General features: G+C 66.9%; 23 protein-coding genes. 10 read left to right on the top strand and 13 right to left on the bottom strand.

The annotated features are described in order from the left end of the window. Window positions 1–94: 94 nt before the first annotated feature. Window positions 95–895, bottom strand: a complete 801-nt coding sequence (locus tag JQ639_RS04585; protein WP_211969199.1) for an SDR family NAD(P)-dependent oxidoreductase — start codon at window positions 893–895, stop codon at window positions 95–97. 123 nt (window positions 896–1,018) lie between these two features. Here JQ639_RS04585 and JQ639_RS04590 point away from each other — a divergent pair, with 123 nt between their 5' ends. From JQ639_RS04590 to JQ639_RS04600, 3 genes are all read left to right on the top strand, one after another. Further along, window positions 1,019–1,957 carry a GlxA family transcriptional regulator gene (locus JQ639_RS04590; RefSeq protein ID WP_211969198.1) on the top strand — a complete coding sequence of 313 codons (939 nt, stop codon included), beginning with the start codon at window positions 1,019–1,021 and terminating at the stop codon, window positions 1,955–1,957. A gap of 302 nt (window positions 1,958–2,259) precedes the next feature. Further along, window positions 2,260–3,477 (top strand): HlyD family secretion protein, encoded by a 1,218-nt coding sequence (locus tag JQ639_RS04595; protein WP_211969197.1) that lies wholly within the window; start codon window positions 2,260–2,262, stop codon window positions 3,475–3,477. A gap of 4 nt (window positions 3,478–3,481) precedes the next feature. Next, window positions 3,482–5,086, top strand: coding sequence for a DHA2 family efflux MFS transporter permease subunit (locus JQ639_RS04600; protein ID WP_211969196.1), 1,605 nt, complete (start codon window positions 3,482–3,484; stop codon window positions 5,084–5,086). 59 nt (window positions 5,087–5,145) lie between these two features. Here the strand turns inward: JQ639_RS04600 and JQ639_RS04605 are convergent, their stop codons facing one another. From JQ639_RS04605 to JQ639_RS04650, 10 genes are all read right to left on the bottom strand, one after another. Then, window positions 5,146–5,433 (bottom strand): YciI family protein, encoded by a 288-nt coding sequence (locus JQ639_RS04605; protein WP_211969195.1) that lies wholly within the window; start codon window positions 5,431–5,433, stop codon window positions 5,146–5,148. 126 nt (window positions 5,434–5,559) lie between these two features. Further along, window positions 5,560–6,531: a sugar ABC transporter substrate-binding protein gene (locus JQ639_RS04610; RefSeq protein WP_211969194.1), complete on the bottom strand. Its 972-nt coding sequence runs from the start codon at window positions 6,529–6,531 to the stop codon at window positions 5,560–5,562. A 41-nt stretch (window positions 6,532–6,572) separates the two neighbouring features. Next, a complete protein-coding gene (locus JQ639_RS04615) occupies window positions 6,573–7,550 on the bottom strand; it encodes an ABC transporter permease (RefSeq protein ID WP_211969193.1) in 978 nt (325 codons plus the stop codon). Next, complete coding sequence (locus tag JQ639_RS04620; RefSeq protein WP_211969192.1) at window positions 7,547–8,497, bottom strand: ABC transporter permease; 951 nt, start codon at window positions 8,495–8,497, stop codon at window positions 7,547–7,549. Before JQ639_RS04620 ends, JQ639_RS04615 begins: the two co-directional genes overlap by 4 nt. Continuing rightward, window positions 8,490–10,025, bottom strand: coding sequence for a sugar ABC transporter ATP-binding protein (locus JQ639_RS04625; protein ID WP_211969191.1), 1,536 nt, complete (start codon window positions 10,023–10,025; stop codon window positions 8,490–8,492). Before JQ639_RS04625 ends, JQ639_RS04620 begins: the two co-directional genes overlap by 8 nt. Then, entirely contained in the window at window positions 10,022–11,422 is a 1,401-nt protein-coding gene (locus JQ639_RS04630) for an FAD-linked oxidase C-terminal domain-containing protein (RefSeq protein ID WP_211969190.1), read from the bottom strand. Before JQ639_RS04630 ends, JQ639_RS04625 begins: the two co-directional genes overlap by 4 nt. A gap of 64 nt (window positions 11,423–11,486) precedes the next feature. After that, window positions 11,487–12,359, bottom strand: coding sequence for an intradiol ring-cleavage dioxygenase (locus JQ639_RS04635; RefSeq protein WP_211969189.1), 873 nt, complete (start codon window positions 12,357–12,359; stop codon window positions 11,487–11,489). Window positions 12,360–12,383: 24 nt separating this feature from the next. Then, complete coding sequence (locus JQ639_RS04640) at window positions 12,384–13,289, bottom strand: NAD(P)-dependent oxidoreductase (protein ID WP_211969188.1); 906 nt, start codon at window positions 13,287–13,289, stop codon at window positions 12,384–12,386. 3 nt (window positions 13,290–13,292) lie between these two features. After that, window positions 13,293–14,654 carry an amidohydrolase family protein gene (locus JQ639_RS04645; protein WP_211969187.1) on the bottom strand — a complete coding sequence of 454 codons (1,362 nt, stop codon included), beginning with the start codon at window positions 14,652–14,654 and terminating at the stop codon, window positions 13,293–13,295. Between the two features lie 7 nt (window positions 14,655–14,661). After that, entirely contained in the window at window positions 14,662–15,735 is a 1,074-nt protein-coding gene (locus JQ639_RS04650; protein ID WP_211969186.1) for a maleylacetate reductase, read from the bottom strand. 322 nt (window positions 15,736–16,057) lie between these two features. Between JQ639_RS04650 and JQ639_RS04655 the strand changes: the two genes are divergently transcribed. Together JQ639_RS04655 and JQ639_RS04660 are read left to right on the top strand one after the other, a co-directional pair. Beyond that, on the top strand, window positions 16,058–17,152 hold the full coding sequence (locus tag JQ639_RS04655) for a LacI family DNA-binding transcriptional regulator (RefSeq protein ID WP_211969185.1): 1,095 nt from the start codon (window positions 16,058–16,060) through the stop codon (window positions 17,150–17,152). Window positions 17,153–17,233: 81 nt separating this feature from the next. Continuing rightward, window positions 17,234–17,455 carry a transcriptional regulator gene (locus tag JQ639_RS04660; protein ID WP_211969184.1) on the top strand — a complete coding sequence of 74 codons (222 nt, stop codon included), beginning with the start codon at window positions 17,234–17,236 and terminating at the stop codon, window positions 17,453–17,455. Between the two features lie 34 nt (window positions 17,456–17,489). Here JQ639_RS04660 and JQ639_RS04665 read toward each other — a convergent pair whose 3' ends face one another. Then, window positions 17,490–18,065 (bottom strand): UbiX family flavin prenyltransferase, encoded by a 576-nt coding sequence (locus tag JQ639_RS04665; RefSeq protein WP_211969183.1) that lies wholly within the window; start codon window positions 18,063–18,065, stop codon window positions 17,490–17,492. 34 nt (window positions 18,066–18,099) lie between these two features. Next, window positions 18,100–19,941 carry a LysR family transcriptional regulator gene (locus tag JQ639_RS04670; RefSeq protein ID WP_211969182.1) on the bottom strand — a complete coding sequence of 614 codons (1,842 nt, stop codon included), beginning with the start codon at window positions 19,939–19,941 and terminating at the stop codon, window positions 18,100–18,102. A gap of 219 nt (window positions 19,942–20,160) precedes the next feature. On the opposite strand from JQ639_RS04670, the gene JQ639_RS04675 reads away from it, so the two are divergent. From JQ639_RS04675 to JQ639_RS04695, 5 genes are all read left to right on the top strand, one after another. Continuing rightward, window positions 20,161–21,339 carry an ABC transporter substrate-binding protein gene (locus JQ639_RS04675; protein ID WP_211969181.1) on the top strand — a complete coding sequence of 393 codons (1,179 nt, stop codon included), beginning with the start codon at window positions 20,161–20,163 and terminating at the stop codon, window positions 21,337–21,339. 76 nt (window positions 21,340–21,415) lie between these two features. Beyond that, on the top strand, window positions 21,416–22,285 hold the full coding sequence (locus JQ639_RS04680) for a branched-chain amino acid ABC transporter permease (RefSeq protein WP_211969180.1): 870 nt from the start codon (window positions 21,416–21,418) through the stop codon (window positions 22,283–22,285). Next, window positions 22,282–23,145, top strand: a complete 864-nt coding sequence (locus tag JQ639_RS04685) for a branched-chain amino acid ABC transporter permease (RefSeq protein ID WP_211969179.1) — start codon at window positions 22,282–22,284, stop codon at window positions 23,143–23,145. Before JQ639_RS04680 ends, JQ639_RS04685 begins: the two co-directional genes overlap by 4 nt. Next, window positions 23,142–23,906, top strand: coding sequence for an ABC transporter ATP-binding protein (locus JQ639_RS04690; RefSeq protein WP_211969178.1), 765 nt, complete (start codon window positions 23,142–23,144; stop codon window positions 23,904–23,906). The genes JQ639_RS04685 and JQ639_RS04690 overlap by 4 nt, the downstream gene beginning before the upstream one ends. Beyond that, window positions 23,893–24,600 carry an ABC transporter ATP-binding protein gene (locus JQ639_RS04695; protein WP_211969177.1) on the top strand — a complete coding sequence of 236 codons (708 nt, stop codon included), beginning with the start codon at window positions 23,893–23,895 and terminating at the stop codon, window positions 24,598–24,600. The genes JQ639_RS04690 and JQ639_RS04695 overlap by 14 nt, the downstream gene beginning before the upstream one ends. Window positions 24,601–24,620: the final 20 nt, after the last annotated feature.

Consider the following 24,620-nt stretch of genomic DNA (forward strand, 5'->3'; position numbering starts at 1 on the left):
GCCGGCGCTGCCTCCTTCTATTCGATATGGCCCAGCGCAACGGCCACGGCACTGGCCGCGTGAACAACGGCCTGCATGCCCGTCACCGGACTTTTCATGCTGCAGAGAAGTAGCGTTCCGCAGGCACCGCGCGCGACAGGTTGGGCCGCAGGATATCGCGTGCCGCCTCGAAGCGCTGCCAGTCGGCGGCGTCCGGCAGCGACGGAATGGTGACGACCTCGCCGAGCTCAAGTCCCGCAAGCGCGGCGTCGACCATGGCGGTCGCCGGCATCACGATCTCGCCCGGCAGATGCTCGACAGGCGTGCCGGCAATGCCCCAGAAGTCCGTCGCGGTCGCGCCAGGCAGCACCGCCTGCACGCGGACACCCTTGTCTGCGAGTTCATACTGCAGCGATCGCGTGAACGCCAGAACGAATGCCTTGCTGCCGCCGTAGACGCCGTTCAACAGCTCCGGCGCGATGGCCACGATCGAGGCGATGTTGACGATGGTGCCGCGGCCGCGCGTCACGAAAGCCGGCGCAACTGCGTAGGCAAGCCGGGTCGGCGCAACCACGTTGAGTGCGATCATCGCCTGCATGGCGTCGATATCGCTGCCGAGCAGCGGCGCAGTGGCACCAACACCGGCGTTGTTGACGAGCATGGTGATGCTGGCATCGGTGCTCAGCACCTGCTCGATCCGCCGCAGCTGGGCCGGATCGGCAAGATCGGCCTGAACCACCTCGACCGAGCGGCCGGTGGTGTCGCTGATGGTCCGCGCCAGGTCGCGCAGCTTGTCGGCGCTGCGCGCCACCAGAATGAGGTCATAGCCCTGCTTCGCCAGCCGGTCGGCGTACAGCGCGCCGATGCCAGACGAGGCGCCGGTCACCAGCGCCGTTCCCTTGTGTGCCTGTGTCATGGTTCGAACTCCGTCGTGCCCGGCGCAATCGCGGGGCGCTCCCAGAACCTAGGTCGCTGGCCTCTTGACTGAAATGTCATAGATGCCACCTTTTCAGCCATGTCCAACCTGGAGGGACCCGCCATGCTGCGGATTGGGTTTGTGCTGACGCCGGGCTTCCAGCTGATGAGCCTTGCCGCCGCGTCGGCGTTCGAGTTCGCCAACCTGGCTTCCGGGGAGAACCTCTACGCCATTGAGATCCTGTCGGAATCCGGCGGCCTCCTGGCCAACTCGCTGGGCATTCCGATCGTGACGCGGCCGCTTGGCACTCCCGATCAGGACACCCTGATCTTCGGCACCGGTCTCGATCTCGCCGAGCCGCCGCCGGCCGTGGTCGCCTTCGCCCGCGACGCCCTCTCATCGGTCCGTCGTGTGGCCTCGATCTGTGTCGGCGCCTTCGTGCTCGCCGAAGCCGGCGTTCTCGACGGCCGGCGTGCCACTACGCACTGGCTGGCGGCGCGCGAACTCAAGGCCCGCTATCCCGCGGTGCGCGTGGAGGAGGACCGCATCTTCATCATCGATGGGCCGGTGTGGACTTCCGCGGGGATGAGCGCGGGCGTCGACCTGGCGCTCGGCATGATCGAGAAGGATTTTGGAGCAGATCTCGCCCGCGCGGTCGCTCAGCGGCTCGTGCTCTATCAGCGGCGCGGCGGCGGCCAGTCGCAGCACTCGGCGCTGCTGGCGCTCTCCCCGAAATCCGACCGCATCCAGAACGCCCTGCTCTATGCCCGCAGCAATCTGCGATCGGCGCTGTCGGTGGACGAGCTCGCGGAAGCCGCGCATCTCAGCCCGCGCCAGTTCAGCCGCGCCTTCCGGGCGGAGACCGGCCAGACCCCGGCAAAGGCCGTGGAGAACCTGCGTCTCGAGGCGGCACGCCTGATGATGGAGCAGAGTCGCCATCCGATCGACGTGGTTGCCACCGAAACCGGCTTCGCCGATCGCGAACGCATGCGGCGGGCTTTCGTCCGCGCCTTCGGACAGCCGCCCCAGGCGATCCGGCGCAACGCCCGGACCGCGACCTGACATGAGATCGCCGGCCTGACCGCGCCGGCGGTGCGCACCCGCCGCGCCGCCTGACGCCCGTCCCTTCGTCATTTTTGCCGCGCGTTCGCAGCTTCGCTGAACCGTGGATGACGCGCCGTGCCCGCCCCGGCGCGGCCGCCGTCACGAGCCATGCAATTAAATGATGCCTATCATTCTATTGACGTCCGTGCCGCCGCACCTATTTTGGAAAATATCGAGTTTCCTAAATGCGACCGCGCTGGATCAACGCCCTCGCACAATTCGATCGAAACGCCAGAGAGTTAGCTCACCGGAGCCGAGCCATGACCCAGCCATTGGAAGCCCTCGACGCCGACATGTCTGCCACCGGGAATGTTCAGGAACTGCGGCCCGCCCTTGACCGTGCGGCCACGGCCGAACCAAAGCCCCACGCAAAGGTCCCTGCCGGACGCCGGCCGCAGTTGCGCTCGCTGCTGCTGGCGGGCGCGGCGGTTGCCCTGCTTGCCGGCGGCGGCTGGTACGGCTGGGACTACTGGACGACCGGACGATTCCTGGTCTCGACCGATGACGCTTACGTCAAGGCCGACAACACCACCGTCGCGCCCAAGATCTCCGGCTACATCGGCGAAGTGCTGGTCGCCGACAACCAGCCGGTCAAGGCCGGACAGGTGCTGGCACGCATCGACGACCGCGACTTCCGCGTCGCCCTCGACCAGGCCCGCGCCGACGTCAGCGCAGCCGAGGCGGCGCTCGCGAGCAAGCGCGCCCAGCTCGACGTGCAGCGTTCGGTCATCACCGCGGCGCAGGCAACGCTCGACGTCGACACCGCCAACGAGACCTTCGCCAGCCAGGAAAATAAGCGCTACAGCGATCTCGCCAAGACCGGCTTCGGCAGCGTCCAGAACGCCCAGCAGGCGCAATCGCGCGCGGCCAGCGCCGCGGCGGTGATCGCCCGTGACACCGCCAACCTCGCCTCCGCGCAGCGTCAACTCGAACTGTCGAAGGCGGAGATCGCGCAGGCTGAGGCCGCGGCCGTTCGCGCCGCCGCCATCGCCCGCCAGGCCGAGCTCAACCTCGGCTACACCGTGATCGCCGCACCGATCGAAGGGATCGTCGGCAACCGCACCCTTCGTCCTGGACAGTTCGTCCAGGCCGGCACGCAGCTGATGTCGCTGGTGCCGGTCGCCTCAGCCTACGTCGTCGCGAACTTCAAGGAGACGCAGCTCACCGACGTCCGCGCCGGACAACGGGTGGACATCGCCGTCGACATGTTCCCGGGCCAGCGCGTGCACGGTCATGTCGACAGCCTGGCGCCGGCCAGCGGCCAGGAGTTTGCGCTTCTGCCGCCCGACAACGCCACCGGCAACTTCACCAAGGTGGTGCAGCGCATTCCCGTCAAGATCGCGCTCGACCAGGGCGCCGCCATCGAACTGCGCCCGGGCATGTCGGTGATCTCGACCATCGACACCCGTGGAAGCACCGGCAAGCCGGCAGAAGCGGCCGTTCGCACAAGCGACGCATCATTCGAGAGCACGAGGTGATGTCATGTCCGACATGGCCCTTTCCAATGGAACGCTGACGCGCCCGGCCACCCCCGCCACCGCTCGCGCCCCTCTCACCGTGTGGATCGCCGTGATGGCCGCCATGATCGGCGCGTTCATGGCGATCCTCAACATCCAGATCACCAACGCCTCGCTCCTCGACATCGAGGGCGGCATCGGTACCGGCAGCGACAACGGCTCGTGGATCTCGACGTCCTACCTGATCGGCGAAATCGTCGTCATTCCGCTCACCGACTACCTCAGCCGGGTGTTCTCGTTCCGCAACATCATCCTTGTGCATGCGACGCTGTTCGCAGCGTTCTCTGTGGCCTGCGCGTTCGCGACCGACCTACCGACGATGATCGCGATGCGCGGCCTGCAGGGGTTCTTCGGCGGCGTGCTGATCCCGATGGCCTTTACCCTCGTGTTCACCAAGCTGCCCAAGGCACAGCAGCCGATCGGCCTTGCGATGTTCTCCCTCGCCGTGACCTTCGCGCCGGCGATCGGCCCGACCATCGGCGGCTATCTCACCGAGAACTATGGCTGGCAGACCATTTTCTTCGTCAATGTCATCCCCACCATCATCATGGTGTCGACGCTGTATGTCACACTCGAACGTGAACCGATGCGCTTCGGCCTGCTGCGCGAAGGCGACTGGGCCGGCATCGCGACCATGGCGATCGGCCTGTCGGCGCTGCAGGCCGTGCTCGAGGAAGGCAACAAGGACGACTGGTTCGGCTCGCCGTTCATCGTCAGGCTCGCGATCATTGCCGCCGTCAGCCTGACGCTGTTCATCATCATCGAGCTGCGTGTCGAGAAGCCGCTGCTGCAGATGCGCCTCCTCACCCGTCGCAGCTTCGGGCTCGGCACCCTCGCCGCGGTGTTCGTCGGCTTCGCGCTGTTCGGCTCGGTCTACCTGCTGCCGGCCTATCTGGGCCAGGTCCAGCGCTACAACGCCGAGCAGATCGGCGCGGTCCTGGCCTGGACCGGCCTGCCGCAGTTGATCCTGATCCCGTTCGTCCCCAAGCTGATGCAGCGCTTCGACGCTCGCTATATCGCCTTCGTCGGAACGCTGCTGTTCGCCTATAGCTCATATGCCAACACCGCGATGTCCGTCGACTATGCCGGAGACCAGCTGTGGCTGCCCAACATCATCCGCGCAGTCGGACAGGCGCTGCTGCTAGCCCCGCTCAGCGCCGTGACACTCGGCAGCGTGGCGCCGCAGGATGCCGCCGCCGCTTCAGGCATCTCGAACATGATGCGCAATCTCGGCGGCGCGATCGGCACGGCCGTGCTCGCCACCATCGTCACCAAGCGCGAGCAGTTCCACTCCAACATCATCGGCCAGGCCGTCAACCTCAATCGCGAGGAAGTTCGCACCCGGATCGCGCAGCTGACCGCCTACTTTCAGGCCCACGGTGTCACCGATCCGGACGCGGCGCATCACCAGGCGATCGTCGCGCTCGGCAATACAGTGAAGCGCCAGGCGCTGGTGCTCGGGTTCAGCGACACCTTCGCGGTGATCGCGTTCGTGCTGGTGCTCGCAGCCATCGCCCTGATGCTGACGGGCAAGCCGAAGAACCCCGCCGCCGGTGGCGGAGGACACTGATCCGGCAACCGCGGGACCGGCCGCGCGATGCGGCCGATGTCGCGGTTCTCGGGACTCGTTCAGCCCTGCCGGCGCAGGAACGCGGTGATCGCCACCCGCTCCCAGATTCCGGCCGCGAAGAACGGGTCGGCGTGATGGAATTTTTCCACGGCGGCCCGGTCGGGGGCCTCGACCAGGAACAGACTGCCAATCATGGTCTGGCCATCGTCGGCGACCAGCGGACCGGACATCACGATGCTGAGGCCGAACGCCGAGGTGTCAGACAGGAACGCCTTGTGAGCGTCATAATTGGCCTGCCGGACCGGCAGCGCGCCCGCGCGGTCGAGAGCATGAATGGCGAACAGCATCGGCAAGTCTCCGAAAGATCGTCGTTGAAAAGGTCGATCCCGCGCGCCGACGATGGACGCGCGGGATGTCTTGTGTGGTCGTAGCAGACACGGCCCGGCCGAGGCCGGCCATGCCCACCTGCTGAATCACTTGTTACCGAGCTTGACCGCCTCGTCCCAGCTCGGGCACTTGCGCGTCTCGAGCGGCACGTCGTACGGCTGGTAGTTCTCCTTCGAGATCACCGTCGGCTTGAGAACGATCTCGTTGATCACCGGTTCGCCGCGCAGCGAGCGGATCGCGATCATGGTGCCGACGCAGCCCTGCACGAAGCCGTTGTAGTCGCCGCTGGCGAGCAGCTTGCCGGCCTTGATGGCGTCGACCGCCTCCTTGGTGCCGTTGACGCCGATGACCTGAGCCTTGCGGTTGGCGCCGTCGAGCGCCTCGATCGCCCCGATCGCCATCGCGTCGTTGGCTGCGAGCACGCCATCGATCTGCGAGTTGGACTGCATCAGGTTTTCCATCACCTGCAGCGCCTGCAGGCGCTGGTAGTTGGCCGGCTGGGCGGCGACCACCTTGGCATTGGGATTTTCCTTGAGCGCATCATAGAAGCCGCGGACGCGATCGACGTTGGTCAGCGAGCCCTTGACGCCCTCCAGGATCACGACGTTGCCCTTGCCGCCGATCGCCTTGAGCAGATAACGCGCCGTTTCGAGGCCGAGGCTGTAATCGTCGGCGCCGACGAAGGCGACGAAGCGGCCGCCTTCCGAGCGGTCGGTGACGTTGACCACCGGGATCTTGGCCTTGTTGATCTCCTCGACGCCCGGCACCATCGCCTTGTAGTCGACCGGGATGAAGACGATCGCGCTCGGCTTCTTGACGATGACGTCCTCGATCTGGCTGAGCTGCTCGGGAATGCTGTCCGGCTTGGTCGGAATGTAGTGCAGCGTCTTGGCGCCGAGGGCCTTGGCGGCGGCGTCGGAGCCGACGCGAACCGTCTGGAAATACGGATTGGTCTGGTTCTTGGTGAAGACCGCAATGGTCTCGTTGTCGGCGAACGCGCTGCCCGCAGTGACGGTCGACGCCAGCACGGACAGAATGGCAAGTTTCGTTGTCTTCATATGGTTCGTTCCCTCTCCAGGCTTGTTGAAACCGATTGTCGTTATTGGCCGCGGCGGCGCGTCTTCATGTCGAGCCAGACTGCGAGGATGACGATCACGCCGGTGACGAGCGGTTGCCAGCTGGCGCTGACCTGCAGCAGGTTCATGCCGTTGAGCACCAGCGTCAGGATCAGTGCCCCGACGAAGGTGCCGAACACGGTACCGATGCCGCCGAACAGCGACGTCCCCCCGATCAACACCGCGGCGATCGCCGGCAGCGTCAGGCTTTCGCCGATATCCGCCTCGGCTGAGTTCAGCCGCGCCAGGAAGATGATCGACGCCAGGCCGGCCATCAGGCCGGACATGACGTAGACCAGCACCAGACGCCGCGACACCGGGATCCCCGACAGCCGGGCCGCGACCGGATTGGCGCCGATGGCATAGATCTCCTGCCCCCAGGTGGTGCGCTGGGCGAAGATGGTGCCGATGGCGAGGAAGATCAGCAGCAGGTAGACCGGGATCGGCAGGCCAAGCAGATAGCCGCTGCCGATCTGACGGAAGCCGGGCGGAAAACCGTGGATGGTATCGCCGGCCATGTACCAGTAGGTCAGGCCGTGCAGCACCCACAGCATGCCGTAGGTCGCGATGAACGAGGGAATGCGCAGCGCCGTCACCATCAGGCCGTTGAGCAGGCCGACCGCCCCGCCGACGGCAAGGCCCGTCAGAACGCCGAGCGCCGGCGAGCCCGTCAGCTTGATCACGGTGCCCGCAAGGCAGGCCGACAGTGCCACGTTGGCGCCCACCGACAGGTCGAGGCCAGCCGTCAGCACCACCAGCGTCAGGCCGGCGGCGATGAAGAACATCAGGCTCGCCTGCCGCAGCACGTTGAGGATGTTGTTGAGATTGAGGAAGGAGTCGCTGAGCAGGCTCAGCGCGACGCAGATCAGCAGCGCCGCCAGCAGGCGGTAGAACACCTGGACGACGTCGTCGGACATGAACGCGCGCGGCGGCGCAGCCATCGGTTTGCTCACATCGGTCATGACTGGCTCCGCAATCCATCGACGAACAGTGCAACGATCACCAGGATTCCGACGCTCGCCACCTGGACGGAGGACGGCAGCGCCAGCAGGTTGAGACCGTTGCGCAGCACGCCAACGGCGATGACGCCGAGCACGGTGCCGAGCAGCCAGCCATTGCCGCGCTCGAACGAGGTCCCGCCCACTGCGACAGCCGCGATGGCGTCGAACTCGAGGCCAAGACCTGCGGTCGGATGGCCGGAGTTCATCCGCGCGGTCATCAGCAGGCCGGCGAGCCCCGCCATGGCGCCGCCGATGGCATAGACGCCGACCAGCAGCAGGCCGGGCGAACGTCCCGCATAGCGCAGCGCCTCGCGGTTGCCGCCGAGCGCAAAGATGTAGGTGCCGAAGCGGGTGTGATACAGCAGCCCGTGGAACGCGAGATAGGTGCCGAGCGCCAGCAGGATCGGCGCGGGAATGCCCGCGACCTCGCCGGAATAGACGCCGCGCAGGCCAGCCGGGATGCCGACCACGCTCTGGCCGTCGCTGACGATCAGCGACAAGCCCTGCGCCATGCCCAGCGTGCCGAGCGTCGCGACGAAAGGCGGAATGCCGACGAAGGCGACCAGCCAGCCATTGGCAATGCCGAAGCCGACGCCAACCAGCACGGCGGCGCCGAGCGCCAGCACCACCGATTTGGTGGCGACCGCGACAATGGCGACCACCAGCGAGGTGAGCGTCAGTACCGCGCCCATCGACAGGTCGAGGCCTTCGGTCATGATGATCAGGGTCATCGGCAGCGCCAGCATCAGCAGGATGGTGGACTGCACCAGCACGTTGGAGATGTTGGGCACGGACAGGAAGCCCGGCGCGATCAGGCCGAACAGCACGACCAGCAGCACGAGCATCACGGCGACGCCGGGAATCCGCTGCAGCGGATTGGCCGGCAGGGCGATCACGGTCTCACGCATGGTGCATCCCCAGCCTCACGATGTTTTCCTCAGTCAGTTCGGCGCGCGACAGTTCGCCGGCGATGCGGCCGTCGCGCATCACATAGGCGCGGTCGCAGACATGGCAGATCTCGGCCTGCTCCGACGAGATCATCAGGGCCGCCGCCCCTTCCGCCACCAGGCGATCGATCAGCGCGAAGATCTCGGACTTGGCGCCGACGTCGATGCCGCGGGTCGGTTCGTCGAAAATGAACAGCTTGGCGCCGGCGGCGAGCCACTTGCCGATCACCACCTTCTGCTGGTTGCCGCCGGACAAGAGGCCGACCGCCTGCTTGGCGCCGGGAGTCGCGATGCGCAACTGCTGCACGAGACCATCCGCGGTGCGGCTGGCCGCGCCACGGTCGAACAGTCCGCTCGGGAACAGCTTGCGCATCGCCGCGACCACGAGGTTGTCGCCGACCGAACGCAGCAGCGCGAGACCTTCGGTCTTGCGGCTTTCCGGGATCAGGGCGAGGCCGAGCCGTGACGCCTCGTCCGGACCGCCGCTCTTCGCCTTGCCCTCGAAGATGATCTCTCCGGCCGACGCCTTGTCGGCGCCGAAGATCGCCCGCACCACCTCGGTGCGGCCGGCCCCGACAAGGCCGCACAGGCCAACGATCTCGCCGGCCCGCACCGTGAGATTGATGTCGGAGATGCCGGTCGATGCCGACAGGTTCTTGACCTCCAGCACGACGCGGCCGGGCTCGGTCGCGAAATTGCGGGGGTAGCTCATGTCGACATTGCGGCCGACCATCATCCGCACCAATTGGTCCGGCGAAGCCTCGCCCGGCAGCACCTCGTCGATGCGGCGGCCGTCGCGCAGCACGGTGATGCGATCGCCCATGGCGAACACTTCGGCCATGCGGTGGGAAATGTAGATGATGGCGACGCCGTCGGCCTTGAGGCGTGCGATCAGCGCGAACAGCAGCTCCGACTCGCGGTCGGACAGCGCCGCCGTCGGCTCGTCCATCACCAGGATGCGGGCGTTCTGGCTGATTGCCTTGGCGATCTCAACCATCTGCTGCTGCGCGACGCCGAGCTTCTCGACCTTGGTCGAGGGATCGATGTCGAATCCGACCATGTCGAGGATGCGCTTGGCATCGGACAGAATGCGGCGGCGATCGATGGTGCCCGGCAGCGGCCCGGCCGGCTCGCGACCCAGAAAGATGTTCTGGGCGATGTTGAGATAGGGAACGAGCGAGAATTCCTGGAAGATCACCGCAATGCCGAGACGCTGGGCGTCCGCGGCGGAATTGATCTCGACCTTGTCGCCGTTGGCATAGAATTCGCCGCGGTCGGCGCGATAGGCCCCGCATAGCACCTTCATCAGGCTCGACTTGCCGGCGCCGTTCTCGCCGAGCAGCATGTGAACCTCGCCCGGCCATACCGCAAACGACACGTCGTCCAGCGCCTTGACGCCGGGAAACTCCTTGCTGATGCCGCGCAGCTCGAACAGCGGCGCCGCCTGGCCCGCAGCCCGCGGCGCAGCCGCTGAAATGACCTCCGTCATGACCGCCCCTCCTTGGCCAGCGTGAAAATCTTGCCGGGGTTCATCAGGCCCGCCGGGTCGAGCGCTGCCTTGAGGCTGCGCATGACATCGACGGCATCGCCGTGCTCGTCCTGCAGAAAGCCGATCTTGCCGGCGCCGATGCCGTGTTCGCCGGTGCAGGTGCCTTCCATGGCGATGGCGCGGGCGACCATGCGGCTGTGCACCCCCTTGGCGCGGGCGACTTCGTCGGCGTTGCCGGGATCGATCAGCATCAGCATGTGAAAGTTGCCGTCGCCGACATGGCCGACGATCGGGCCGATCAGCCCGCTCGCCTCGACATCCCGGCGCGTCTCGACCAGGCATTCGGCGAGCCGCGAGATCGGCACGCAGACGTCAGTGATCATCGCCCGCGCGCCCGGCTTCAGGCTCATGCCGGCATACAGCGTATTGTCGCGGGCGTGCCACAGGCGGGTGCGGTCCTCGGCGGCGCGGGCCCACTGGAAGCCCTCTCCGCCATGGTCGGCGGCAATCGCCTCCGCGAACTCGGCCTGCTCGCCGACACCGGCATCGGTGCCGTGGAATTCGAAGAACAGCGTCGGCGCCTCGCGGTAGCCGAGTTTGGCGTAGCCGTTGATGCCCCGCATCATGACGTCGTCGAGCAGTTCGACGCGCGCCACCGGGATGCCGCACTGGATGATGCTGATGGCCGTCTCGACCGCGTCGTGCAGGGTGGGAAAGCTGCACACCGCCGACGAGATCGCCTGCGGCCAGGGATGCAGCTTGAGCGTGATCTCGGTGATGACGCCGAGCGTGCCCTCGGCGCCGACGAACAGCCGTGTCAGATCGTAGCCGGCGGAGGACTTGCGGGCGCGGCCGCCGGTGCGGATGATCCGCCCGTCGGCCAGCACGACCTCGAGCGCCATGACATTGTCCTTCATGGTGCCGTAGCGCACGGCCATCGTGCCGGATGCGCGCGTCGAGGACATGCCGCCGATCGAAGCGTCCGCGCCGGGATCGATCGGGAAGAACAGGCCGGTATCGCGCAGTTGCGCATTGAGCTGCTTGCGGGTGATGCCGGGCTGCACCACCACGTCCATATCCTTGTCGTGAACCTTGAGAACGCGATTCATGCGCGCGAAGTCGAAGCACACCCCGCCGGACAGCGCCGCCGCATTGCCCTCCAGCGACGTGCCGGCGCCGAACGGTACGATGGGCATGCCGACGCGCGCGCACAGCCGCACGATCTCGGCGACCTCCTGCGTGGTCTCCGGAAACACCACCACATCCGGCGGCCGGCTGGCGTGATAGGCCTCACTGCGGCCGTGCTGCTCCAGCACGCCGCGCGCGGTAGTGGCTCGCTCCCCGACCATCTGTGTCAGGCTCTCGAGCAGGCTCGTGGTATCGAGCGGCAGTCCCATGTCACCCTCCCCGTAAGCAAGTGCGGCGGCGGACTCTTGCGCGGTCCGTTGGCCGGTCGTGCCGTCAGCGCGATGCGCCCGGCTTCAATCCGAAATCGTAGTTGAGATGATAGAACGGTGCGTCCATGCGCCGGCCATCGGGGGCCGTCCCCGCTTCGCGGCGCACGAACTCGCGGATCAGGCTGTCCTTGACGCCGAACACCACGTCGGAGTCGAGATACTTGTCGCCAGCGACGAACACATGGGTGACGAGTTGCTCATGGCCCGGCGCCGAGATCATGAAGTGGACATGCGCCGGCCGCCAGGGATGGCGGCCCTGCGCCTCCAGCATCTGCCCGACCGGGCCGTCATGCGGGATCGGATAGGCGGCCGGCTTGATCGACCAGAAATGGAAGCGCCCGTTGTCGTCGGCATGGAAGCGCGCGCGCATCGCCAGATCGCCGATCTTCTCGAGCTGCTGCACGTCGTAGTAGCCGTCGTCGTCCGAGTGCCAGACGTCGATGGTCGCGCCGGCGAGCGGCCTGCCATCAGGCGACGACACCGAGCCGGTGACCAGCAGCGGATCGCCTTCCAGTCCGCCGGAGATATCCTCGCCGAGCGCCTTGTCGGGCGCAGCCTGGACATAGAACGGGCCGAGCACCGTGGTCTCGGTCGCGCCCTCCGGCTGCGGATGGTTGATGGCATCGACCAGCATCGACACCCCCAGCGCGTCCGACAGCAGGATGAATTCCTGACGTTTGTCGTCGCACATGTGACCGGTGCGGGTGAGGAAATCGATGCCCTGCTCCCACTCCTTCTGGGTGGGGCGCACCTCACGCACGAAGGCATGGAGATGACGCACCAGCGCTTCGCTGATCTCCTTGATGCGCGGCTCGCACGTCTCGCTGTTCCGGGCGATCACGGCGTCGGTGATGGTGTGCTCGTTGAAATTGCGCATGGCAGCTCTCGCAAGGGCTGATGATCACAGCTTGGGTTCGTCGAGCCCCGACAGGCGCTCGACATGGCGGACGGTGGCAATGAAGTCGGTTTCGCCGTCGCCCTGGGCGACCAGCGATCCGTAGGTCTCGCGCACCTGGGCGGCGAGCTGCAGCGGCACGCCGACGCTGTGGCCGGCGGACAGGATGAGGTCGAGATCCTTGGCCATCTGCCGGCAGGAGAAGGTCGAAAGGAAATCGCGCGTGCGCAGTGGCGCGGTCTTGTACTTGACCATGGGCGAGGCGATCGCGCTGTCGTCCAGCACCTGCAGGATATCCTGCCAGACGATGCCACCCTTGCGCGCCAGCGCGAGGCTTTCAGCCATCATGCCGGCGGACACCGCGATCATCAGATTGACCGCGAGCTTGGCGAAGCGGGCTTCCTCGGCTTCGCCAAGATATGTCTGCGCCCGGGTGATGGCCGCAAGCAGCGGGCGAACTGCCTCGAACGCGGCCTTGGGTCCGGACACGAAACAGGTCAGCGCGCCGGTGTGGGCGATGCTGGCGTTGCCGGACACCGGCGCGCGCAGGTACGCAATCCCGCGCGCCGCAGCAACCGCAGCGACTTCGGCGGAGATTTCGGCGCTGACCGTGCTGGTTTCGATCAGCGCAGCGCCAGCCGCCATGACCTGCAACAACCCGCCGTCCGCGAGCACCGTCGCGCGCAGCGCCGCGTCGTCCGGCAGCGAGGTGAATACCACCTGCTTCCCAGTGGCCGCCTCGGTCGCGGACGCGGCCGGCTGAATGCCTTGTGCTTGCCCTGCCGTGAGACGCTCGCGGCTCGGGTCATAGCCGGTTACCGGATGGCCGGCCGCCACCACGCGCGCCGCCATCGGCAACCCCATCTTGCCGACGCCAATCCAGGCGATGGAGGTATTGGTCGTGATGGTCATCGGTCAGCTCGCCTGCTGTTGAGTTTCGATTCCGCGCACGAGCCGTTCGCCCGATTGCGCCAATTGCTGCTTGAGGCCATCAAGGCCGCTCGCGAGCAGCCGTCCCCCGCGCTTCTTCCAGACGCCATCGATCATGACGGCTTCGATGTTGGCGAGGCTGGTCTGCATCACCACGGTCGCCACGGGATCGTGCACCGGAAACAGGTTGAGCGCATCGGCGTCGATCACCACGAGGTCGGCGCGTTTGCCCGGGGACAGCGAACCGATCTCGCTCTCGCGGCCGAGCATGCGCGCGCCTTCCACCGTGATCCAGCGGAGCGCCTCGCGTGCCGGAATGGTCGTCTGGTCGGGGATCGCACCGTTCGCTTGCCGCGCCGCGGCATTGTCGAGCGCCCGCTGGGTCGACAGCGCTACCCGCGTCGCGCCGAACAGATCGCCGGCCAGCACCGACTCCAGATCGATACCGATCGACGGCCGCGCGCCGAGCTTCAGCAGCCGGCCGGTGATGGGAAAGCCATGGCCCTGGATCATCTCGTTCTCGGGGGTCACCGAAAACGACACGCCGAGATCGACGAAGCGGCGCAGCAGCTCGTCCGACAGGTCGTTGCCGTGGACGATGTTGACGCCGGGCCCGACGAGATTCTCGGCGATCAGCGCCTCCCAGCCACCTGGAGTCTTCGCCGGTCCGCCACCCTGATGCATCGAGGCGATGAGGCCGAGTTCGCGCGCCATGCGGAAGTCATGCCGTGACACGTCCAGCGTCGCATAGTGAGGACCGAGGATCGCCAGGCCGAGCCTGACCAGACCGTCACCTGAGCCAAGGGGACCCGACAGCAGCCGTTCGACCTCGGCGCGCGGATGCGGCACCTCCGAAAAATGGGGCTGGCCGGGCTTCGGCTCCGGCTTGGGCGAGCCATGGAAGAACGCAGCACGGATGCCGCTCTCGAGCAGCCCGCGCACGGCGGCGTCGGTGTGCGCCGGCGTCGGGTTGTTGTGGCACCAGTCGACCAGGGTCGTTGTGCCCATGTTGATCTGGTTGATCGCCCCGACCAGCGTTGCGATATGGATGTCCTGCGGCGTGAACAGCGTTGCAAGCCCCGCATGCATGCGGCGGAAATAGGCCAGCAGCGTCCAGTTGGCGGCATAGCCGCGCAGCGCCGTCTGCCAGGTGTGCATGTGGGCGTTGATCAGCCCTGGGATGACGATGCGTCCCCGCCCCTCGACCACATCGGCGTCGTCGGCATCGATGCCCGGCCGGATCTCCACGATCCGCCCGCCCGCGACGAGAATGTCGGCGCCGGCCATGTCGCCGAGGCGCTCGTCCATGGTGATGACGGTTGCGGCCTTGATCAGGGTGCGCGTCATCCCGGCCTCACACCAGCGCAACCGTGACCGGCGCCTCGCCGGCCCAGGCTCGCGCGATCAGGTCGCGAATGGCGCCGCGTTCAAGGGGACGCGGATTCCAGTAGGCATTGGTCACCGCCAACTCCGCGGCCTTGTCGATGCCCGCCTCCGGCATGCCGATGTCGCGCAGCGCGAGTTTGGCCTGCAGGCTGCGCGCGAGATCATAAAGCCCCTGCGCCGCATCCGCTGCGCCAAGCGCCCGGGCGATCCGCGCCGCGACATCGGGCACGGCCGGAGCATTGTAGGCCATGGCATGCGGCAGCACGATGGTGTGGGTCTCGGCATGCGGCAGGTCGAAGGTGCCGCCAAGGGTGTGGCAGAGCTTGTGATGCAGCGCCATGCCGACGGCGCCGAGGCACGTACCCGCGAGCCACGCCCCATAGAGCGCATCGGAACGCGCCTCGCGATCGCCGGGCGAGGCCACGATCCGCGGCAAGCCACGGGCGAGTACGCGGATGCTTTCCTCCGCCATCAACGAGATGATCGGATTGCGGTCGCGCGCATAGAGCGCCTCGACCGCATGCGCGATCGCATTCATGCCCGAGGTTGCTGTCATGCTTGCAGGCAGCGACAGCGTCAGATCGACATCGTAGACCACCGTCTCCGGCAGGATTTTGGGGCTGGACTGTGTGGTCTTGAGGCCGTCACGGGTCTCGCCGAGAATCGGCGTCATCTCCGAGCCGGCATAGCTCGTCGGCACGACCACCTGCGGCAGGTCGGTGCGCAGTGCGATCGCCTTGCCGAGACCGGTGGTCGAGCCGCCGCCGACCGCCACGACACCATCGGCATTCAGCGCGCGGACCTGCGCCATCGCCCGCTCGGTGACGTCAACGGGCGTGTGCATGGTCGCGCCGGCGAACAGCCCGGCGGCGCGATCGCCAAGCAACGCGACAATCTCGTGGCCCTGCGGCTCCTGAGGCGGCGTGGTCAGCACCAGCGCGCGCGCGATCGACAGCCGCTCGAGCTCCGCCGGCAATTCCGCCAGCGTTCCCGAGCCGAACAGCACACGCATGGGTGCCGACTGATAGACGAAACGGTCCATCGCCCAAATCCTTCGCACGCGCCACGTTATGCGCGCCGCCAGGCGCAGCGCACGGTTTTTCTTGCGCGTGTTCGCGCCTCGACAAGGCGCGCCCACGTTTTCCCGGCTGCAGGGGTACGGTTCATGCACACGTTTGTCAACGGGGATTTTAGCCTGTTTTTGCGAACCCGCTCTTCGCAAGTGCACAAGTCGTGGATTTTGCTGGCATCTCGATTGCCCTGCGGCGGATCGCAGCACGGCCCTGGTTCGAAGGCGCGAACCTCGCGTGCCATCGTCCCGGAGTTGAGCTAAAAGGATGTCCGACAGACTCACGGGATCTTGAATGCCGCGCAAGCCAACGTCGAAGACCGCGTCGAGCGACCGTCCGAGCCGCGCCACCATCATCGATGTGGCGAAGCTCGCGGGCGTGCACTGGTCGACGGTGTCGCGCGCGCTCAACCCCGAGAAGCGCCATCTGATCTCACCGGAGATGGTCGAACGGGTCGAGGCGTGCGTGAAGGAGCTGGGCTATCGCGCCAACGCGCTTGCATCGGGCTTGCGCACCCAGCGTTCGCGCACCATTGGCGTGATCGTCTCCAACCTCGGCGACCCGGTCCACCCTCCGATCGTGCGGGCCATCGAGGATCGCTTTGCGGAGATTGGCTACGTCACCCTGGTCGGTAACACCGACAACGTCCCGGGACGGCAGGCGGCGGTGATCGAACGCTTCATCCGCCAGGGCGTCGAGGGCCTCGCGGTTGCGACCTTCGCGCGCTGCGATCCGGCAGTAGATGCGTGCATCGAGGCCAACGTCCCGACCGTCGCCGTCTTCCGCGATCCCGAGTCCGACCTGATCCCCAGCGTACGGGTCGACGACGCCAGGGCGATGGAGATCGCCGTCCGGCATCTCGCCGCGCGGGGTCACCGCCGCATCGCGCACATCGCCGGCCCGCAGAACGTCTCGACCGGCTACGGCCGTCACCGCGGTTTCAGCAATGCCTGCCGCGCCCTCGCCCGCGACGGCGTGGTGCCGGCGATCGTGTTCGGCGCCGAGTTCACGGTGGAGGACGGCGAGATCGCCTGTGCCGAACTGCTGCGCAGCCATCCGGACATCACCGCGATCGCAGCGGCCAACGACATGCTGGCGATCGGCGCGCTGCGCCATCTGCAGGCGCGCGGCATCCGCTGCCCCGACGACATCTCGATCATCGGCATGAACAACATGCAGTTCATGGACGCCATCGCCCCCGCGCTGACCACAATTCTGACACCGACAACGGAACTTGGCGCGCAGGCTGCGAGCCTTCTGATCGCGCTGATCAACGAAACGCCGATCAAGACGTCACGCGTGGTGCTGAAACCGGAACTGATCGAACGGGCGTCCGTGGCGCGGCTCCGCAGCACGATCCATCGCGACGCGGATCTCGCACCGTCCTGAAGCGCCCGCAGGACACCGCAACGTCGGGAACCCGCAGCGAGGCGGAACGGAACAAAGATGCCGCCGGGTCGTTGACCCTCCATGACCTATGATCCGCAAGCTCTCAGGGAACGTCGCGCAAAGGCCGCAGCAGAAGGTGTCGTCGCGATGGCTGAACGCCGCGCGCGCGATGCCTTCGTGCGAGAGAACATGGCGCGGTTGCGCGCCCTGCGTCTCGCCAGGGAAGCGCACGACGAAGAACAACAGGAATTGCGCGAGGAGCGGCAAACCGGGAGGCCGCCCACGAAGGCCCGTCGCAGCTGATCGCTGCTGCGGGGCGAAATTCTGGCTGCCTTTCCTAGCCGTTCTTGCCTTCCCAACGCTTCACCGCACCGACATCAATGTCATAGAGGTCGAGCACCCGCCCGACCGTATGATCGACCATGTCGGCAATACTCTGCGGATCGGCGTAGAATGCCGGAACCGGCGGAAAGATGACCGCGCCCATCTCGGACAGCGCAGTCATGGTGCGCAGGTGCCCGGTGTGCAGCGGCGTTTCCCGCACCATCAGAACCAGCCGGCGACGCTCCTTCAGCACGACGTCGGCCGCGCGCGTCAACAATGACGACGTCACGCCGGTGGCAATCTCCGACATTGAGCGCACCGAGCACGGCGCGATGATCATGCCCCGCGTCCTGAACGAGCCGCTGGCGATCGACGCGCCGATGTCGTCAGCCTTGTACCACTTGTCGGCGAGCGCGCGCACATCGGCGACCTTCAGCGGCCCTTCATGAGCCATGGCGATCTCCGCCGCCCTGGAGACCACGAGATGCGTCTCGACCGGGGTCTGACGCAACAAGCTGAGCAGGCGCACGCCGTAGGCGACGCCCGAGGCTCCCGAAATTCCCACCACCAGGCGCGGCCGGTCCGTCACATCATGCTCCCGTTCGAACGGGCCTGCCTATGCGTCAGCGCACATCGCGAGTCAACAGCGTGGACAGCCGCATGCGCAGGAACCGGATGAACTCGTTCTGCGATGTCCGCTTGGGATGCCTTGGCAACTGGACGGAACGGAGCTGCCGCAGGATCGACGGACGAATGATCGGATGAGCGCTCAGGACGCCGCGGTCGATGCTCTGGCGCACCGCGGACGGCGGCAGCACCGTCGCCCAGCCGCCCTCCTTGACCAGCCGTACGGCTGCGGCCATCGAGTCGAGCTGGAGCTTGGGCGCCAGCACCAGCCCTTCCTCGGTAAATTTGCGATCGAGCAACGCGCGCAGGCCATGACGTTGCGAGGGCAGAACGAGATTGAGCCGTGCGATCTCGCTCATTCCGATCGGCCCCGGCGCGTGCGCCGGATGCTGCGCACTGGTCAGCACCGCCAGCGGTTCCGACGACAGCACCGTCTCCTTGAATGATGTGAGGCCGTGCATGTCCTCGACCACCACGACGTCGACGATATTGTCCTCGAGCCACTGCAGCAGCACGCCGCTGTGGGCCTCGACCACACGCAGATCGATCTGCGGAAAGCCCTTTCGCCAGTCGACGATCGTCGAGGTCGTCGCCCGCACCAGCAGGCTCTCCTCGTCGAGGCCAGGCAGCAGCCCCACCCGCAGCACCTGCCGCGTCGGCCCGCGTCCCGATGTCGTCCCCCGCGCCGTCGCCTGCAGCGTATCGACGATCGGCGCCAGCATCCTGCGTGCCTTGCGGCCGAATGGCGTCGGCACGATGCCCTGCGGACTGCGGTCGAACAGCCGCCCCTTGAGGCGACGTTCGAGCACGCGCAATTGCATGCTGATGGCCGGCTGCACGATATTGAGCCCCGCAGCTGCCCGCGAGATGCTGCCCTCGTCCATCACCCGCAGAAAATAGCGCACCTGCCTGAGGTCCGGCAGCGTCAGCGGCTGCGCCACATCCACGGCACCAGCCCGTCGCGCCAGCGCGCCTTTGAAACGCGCAGCAAAGGCGCGCTGAACCGGATCGGACGCCTCGCCGAGCTGCACGGAGATCTCGAGGCCCGGCAATCCCGCATCGACATTGCGGATCCGCAGCCGGGGATGCCGCAGCAGGTCCGGCTTGACCGCCATGCGCGGCACCAGCGCCCAGCCGCGGTTGCGCAGCAGAATCGCGGTCACGACGCCGGTGGCGTCCTCCTCGCTCATGTTCATCGCAATCTCGGCGCCGGACCGGCTCCAGCGCACCAGCGCCGACTGGATGTCAGATGACACCAAGGGAACGTCGATATAGCCGTCGACCCCGGCAAGTTCCTCGCGCTGCACCGCCCGGCCGCCGCCCCGCAGCGGCACGCCCAGCTCCACCAGCACCCAGCGGTCGCCCGCTGCCGTGCTGCGCGCGCGACCGCGCGCCAGACCATGCGACAACCTGACGCCGCCGGCCGGCTCCGCCCGCGACGCCATCTCGAACGAGCGATGGACGATGCGCAGATGCGGCATTTCGAGCTGCAACTGCCGGGCGCAGGCCCGCGCCAGCAGGCTGAGCTGGCTCGCCGCCGCGGTCTCGACCGTCACCGTCAGCGCACGCACCTCGCGCTCCTCGCCGCCCCGCAGATAGTCGAGCGCATGGGCGGCCTCGGCGAGCAGCGGCGACAGGCGGCGATAGAGCGAAATCGCCGCCGGCGTCGGCCGCAGTCCCAGCACCGTGCGGTTGAACAGCGTTTCGCCGAGCTCGAGTTCGAGCCGTCGAACCTGCGCGCTCAGCGTTGGCTGCGAGGCACGGCAGACCCGTGCGGCCGCGCTCATGTTGCGCTGCTCGATCGCGGCGACGAAGTAGCGCGCCTGCCTGAAATCCATGGTCGATCGTGCCCCTTTTGGCCGCATGGTATCAGAACTTCTGATATCCATCATTGGGAATATGTATTAGCCACCACCACGGCCGGGTTCCACAATTTCGGCCAAGCGTTGCTCCGGGAGGCGCTGAGATCACCCGTGCCGCAAGGCCCTTTCACCACCGGACCGCGGGAGTGGGGAGAACGTTCTCTCCGCCCCGTGCCGCAGACAGGACAAGACGCGATGAAATCTTCAGCAGCTTGGTTGTTCTCTTCCGTCTCCACGGCCGCAGGCGTCGCCGTGCTGGCGTTCGCAACCCTCACCGCCTCGCCGGCCGCCGCGCAGATCAAGATCGGTTTCCAGGCGCCGCTGACCGGCCCTGCGGCGACCGATGGCGTCTCGGCCAAGGTGGCGTCCGAGCTGGCGGTCGAGCACATCAACGCCGCTGGCGGCGTGCTCGGCCAGAAGGTCGAGCTCGTCACCTACGACGACCAGGCCAAGACCGACGAGGCGGTGTTCACCGCCAACAAGCTGGTCGGCCAGAACGGCGTAAAGTTCGCGGTGTCAGGCAGCTACTCGGCCTCCGGCCGCGCCGCGGCGCCGATCTTCCAGGCCGGCAAGGTGCCGTTCATCTCCGCCTATGGCGTGCATCCGGACATCACCCGCTCCGGCGACTACGCGTTCCGCACCGTCCACCTTGGCCAGCCGCAAGGCCGCGCCGCCGCCAAGTTCATCGGCGACAACCTCGGTATCAAGGACATCTCCGTCATCTCGATGGACAACGACTATGGCCAGGCGACGCTCGAAGGCTTCAAGAGCGCGGCCGGCCAGTTCGGCATCAAGGTGATCGGCGAGTACACCTATCCGCTGCGCGACCGCCAGTTCGGCTCGATCGTCGCCAGCGTCAAGCGCGACAATCCCAAGGCGATCTACATCACCGGCTACTTCTTCACCGCAGGCCCGCTGGTCAGCCAGATCCGCGCCGCCGGCATCACCGTGCCGATCATCGGCTCGCAGGCGTTCGACGCGCAGAAGCTGATCGAGATCGCCGGTCCCGCGGTGGAGGGCGTCTACATCGTCGGCGGCCTCAACCGCGACCGCGACAACGCCGAACTGAAGACCTACCTCGCCGAATTCCAGAAGCGCGCGGGCTATCCCGGCGAGAACGTCGGCGCGACCGTCTACTCCGCCATCGTCCTGATGGCCGACGCCATCAAGCGCGCCGGCAGCACCGACCCCGCCAAGGTGCGCGACGCACTGGCAGCGACCAAGAACTTCTCGCATCTCGCCGGCGAACTCGTGAGCTTCAACCAGTTGCGCGAGATCAACATGCCGATGAACGTCAACGTGGTGAAGGACGGTCAGTTCAAGCACTTCGCCTGGATCGACGACCTCAAGCTGCTGGCGCCGCCGACCGAGTGATCGCGCCTCGCATGATCGCCTGACCTGACGGGGCGCCGACGCACGGCGCCCCTTCCCCGGATCCGGAACCTTTGCCGTGTATTATCTCGACCTGACCCTCAACGGCCTGATCTTCGGCAGCATGTACGCCCTGATGGCGGTCGGGCTGACGTTGGTTTACGGGCTGCTTCGCATCCTGCACATCGCCCATGCGTCGGTCTATGCGCTCGGCGCGTTCGTCACCGTGATCGTGGCGAACGCCACCGGCAGCATCGCGCTCGGCATCTTCGCCGCGATGCTGGTGTCGGCTTTGATGGGCGGCGCGATCTATCGCCTGCTGTATCAGCCGCTGCTCGCGCACCCACCCTATGTCGCGATGGTCGCCTCGATGGGCCTCCTCGTGTTCATGGAGGACGCTTTCCGCATCCTGTTCGGCGAACAGGGCCTGACGTTCCGATCCAATCCATGGCCGATGCAGGTCTTCGACGTGTTCGGCCTGACCATCAATGCCGTTCAGATCGCCATGCTGGTGGTCTCCACCTTGTGCCTCGTCGCGCTCGGCCTGTTCACCACCCGGACGCGAATCGGCGTCGCCTGGCGCGCCACCGTCTCCAACCCGACGATCGCGACCAGCTTCGGCGTCGACGCGATCAAGGTCCGCTATCTCAACTTCTTCATCGGCTCGGCGCTCGCCGGCCTCGCCGGAGCGCTGATCGCCCTTCTCAACAACTTCGTCGAGCCGTCGATGGGCTTCGTCGTCAGCTACAAGGCGCTCGCCATCATCGTGCTCGGCGGCCTCGGCAGCATCCGCGGCACCCTGATCGCCGCCTTCGCTCTCGGCCTGATTGAATCCTACGGCACCATCGCGCTACGCGCTTATCTCGACCGCGACGCGCTCGCCTTCCTGTTCCTGATCGTCATCCTGATGCTGCGCCCGCAGGGCCTCACCGGAGCGCGCACCGCATGACACTCTATACTTACAGCCTCCTGTCGATCGTCGGCATCAACATCATGCTGGCGGTCAGCCTCAACCTGATCAGCGGCTTCTGCGGCCAGGTCAGCCTCGGCCATGGCGCCTTCTTCGGCGCCGGCGCCTATGCCGCGGCGCTGTGTGCGGTGGCCGGCTATCCGGTTCCCGTCGCCCTGCTCGCCGGCCTGCTGGTGGCCGGTGTCCTCGGCGTGGTCGTCGGCTTCGCCTCGGTGCGGCTGCGCGAGGACTTTCTCGCCGTCACCACCATCGGCGTCGGATTCCTGCTGGTCGGCTTCGTCCGCAAGCAGGCCTGGCTAGGCGCCGAAATGGGCATCAGCAAGATCCCGCCAAGCGGGCTTGGCCCAGCCGGCAACGCCGTGCTGATCGTGATCGCCGCCCTCGCCACCATCGCCTTCAGCCTCTACCTCAGCCGCAGCTGGATGGGCTTTGCGTTCCGCGCGGTCGCCGATGACGAGCAGGCGGCGCGCACCATCGCCATCCCCGCCGCGACCTACAAGCTCGTCGCCTTCGCCATCGGCACGGCGATCGCGGGTCTCGCCGGCGGCCTCTATACGTATTTCACCCAGTTCATCGTGCCGGACTCGTTCGGGTTCATCCTCTCGGTGACGCTGATGGCAATGGTCGTCATCGGTGGCAACGGCTCGACCTGGGGCGTGGTCGTCGCGACCATCATCCTGACGCTGCTGCCCGAGGCCTTCCGCTTCATCAACGAGTATCGCCTGCTGATCTTCGGTGGCTTGCTGGTGCTGGTGATGCGGTTCGCACCGGGCGGCCTCGCCGGGATCGTCGCCTCGCTGACCGCCAAGGGATTTGCCGCCAAGGGACGAAACGCATGACCGATACGCTCCGCGTTCAATCCGTCGCCATCCGCTTCGGCGGCGTCCAGGCCCTCACCGACGTCAACTTCGCCGTGGCGAGCGGCGAGATCGTCGGACTGATCGGCCCCAACGGTGCCGGCAAGACCACCCTGCTCAAGATCATCGCCGGCGTGGCCCGCCCCGACAGCGGGCAGATCGTCATCGACGGCGAGGACGTCACCGCGCTGCCGACGGCGCGGCGGGTCCAGAAGGGTCTTGCGATCACCCACCAGATCGTCCGCCCGTTCCGCTCCATGACGGTGCTGGACAATGTCGTGCTGGCCGCCGGCCATCGCTTCACATCCAATCCGCTGACGGTGCTGTTCCACCGCGCCCGCAAGGCCGAGGAGGAACGCGCTGCCGCGATCCTGGCGCGGGTCGGCCTCGCCGGTCAGGAGCTCAAGGCGGTGACCGCGCTGCCGCTCGGCCATCTCAAGCGCCTGGAGGTCGCCCGCGCGCTTGCCGTGGAGCCGAAGCTGATCATGCTCGACGAGCCCCTCGCCGGCCTCAACCACCGCGAGGCCGAAGAGCAGGTCGACACCATCGCCAGGCTCAATGCCGCCGGCGTCACCACCATTCTGATCGAACACAACCTGCGCGAGGTGCTGCGGGTGTGCCGCCGCATGCTGGTGCTCGACGGCGGCCGTATCATCGCGGACGGCGATCCGCACAGCGTCATCGCGGACAAGGCGGTGCGCGAGGCTTATGTCGGAAAGGCGGCGGACCATGCTGCGGCTTGAATCCCTGAGTTGCGGCTACGGCTCGGTGCGGGCCGTGCAGGACGTGTCGTTCGAGCTCGCGGCGCGGTCGTCGCTGGCCCTGCTCGGCCCCAACGGCGCCGGCAAGACCTCGACCATCATGGCGATCATGGGCCACACCACCATCCATGGCGGCCGCATCCTGTTCGAGGGCCAGGACATCACCCATCTGCCGCCGATCGGCCGGGTCGATCTCGGCATCGCGCTGGTGCCGGAAGGACGGCGGCTGTTCTCGGACCTGTCGGTGGAGGAGAACCTCACCGTGGGCGGCTATCGCCGCTCCATGGCCGACGACCGCCGCAACCGCGAGCGCGTCTACAGTCTGTTCCCGCGCCTGTCCGAACGGCGCAAGCAGGTCTCGGGCTCGCTGTCCGGCGGCGAGCAGCAGATGCTGGCCATGGGACGCGCGCTGATGGCCGAGCCAAAGCTGCTGCTGATCGACGAGCTGTCGCTCGGCCTGATGCCGAAGATGGTCGACCTGTGCTTCGACGCCCTCACCGCACTGAAGGCCGACGGCGTCACCATCCTGCTGGTCGAACAGAACACGTCGCGGGCGCTCGGCTTCACCGACCATGTCTGCATCATGACGTCAGGCTCCCTGGCGTTCACCGGCGCGTCGGCCGACGCGCAGGGCAACGACGAGCTGTTCGACGTCTTCGTCAACTCGCCCCACTGAAGAGGGCAAAACAGGTGTCA

It is taken from the genome of Bradyrhizobium sp. U87765 SZCCT0048 (assembly GCF_018131225.1).
Classification (GTDB): Bacteria; Pseudomonadota; Alphaproteobacteria; order Rhizobiales; family Xanthobacteraceae; genus Bradyrhizobium_A.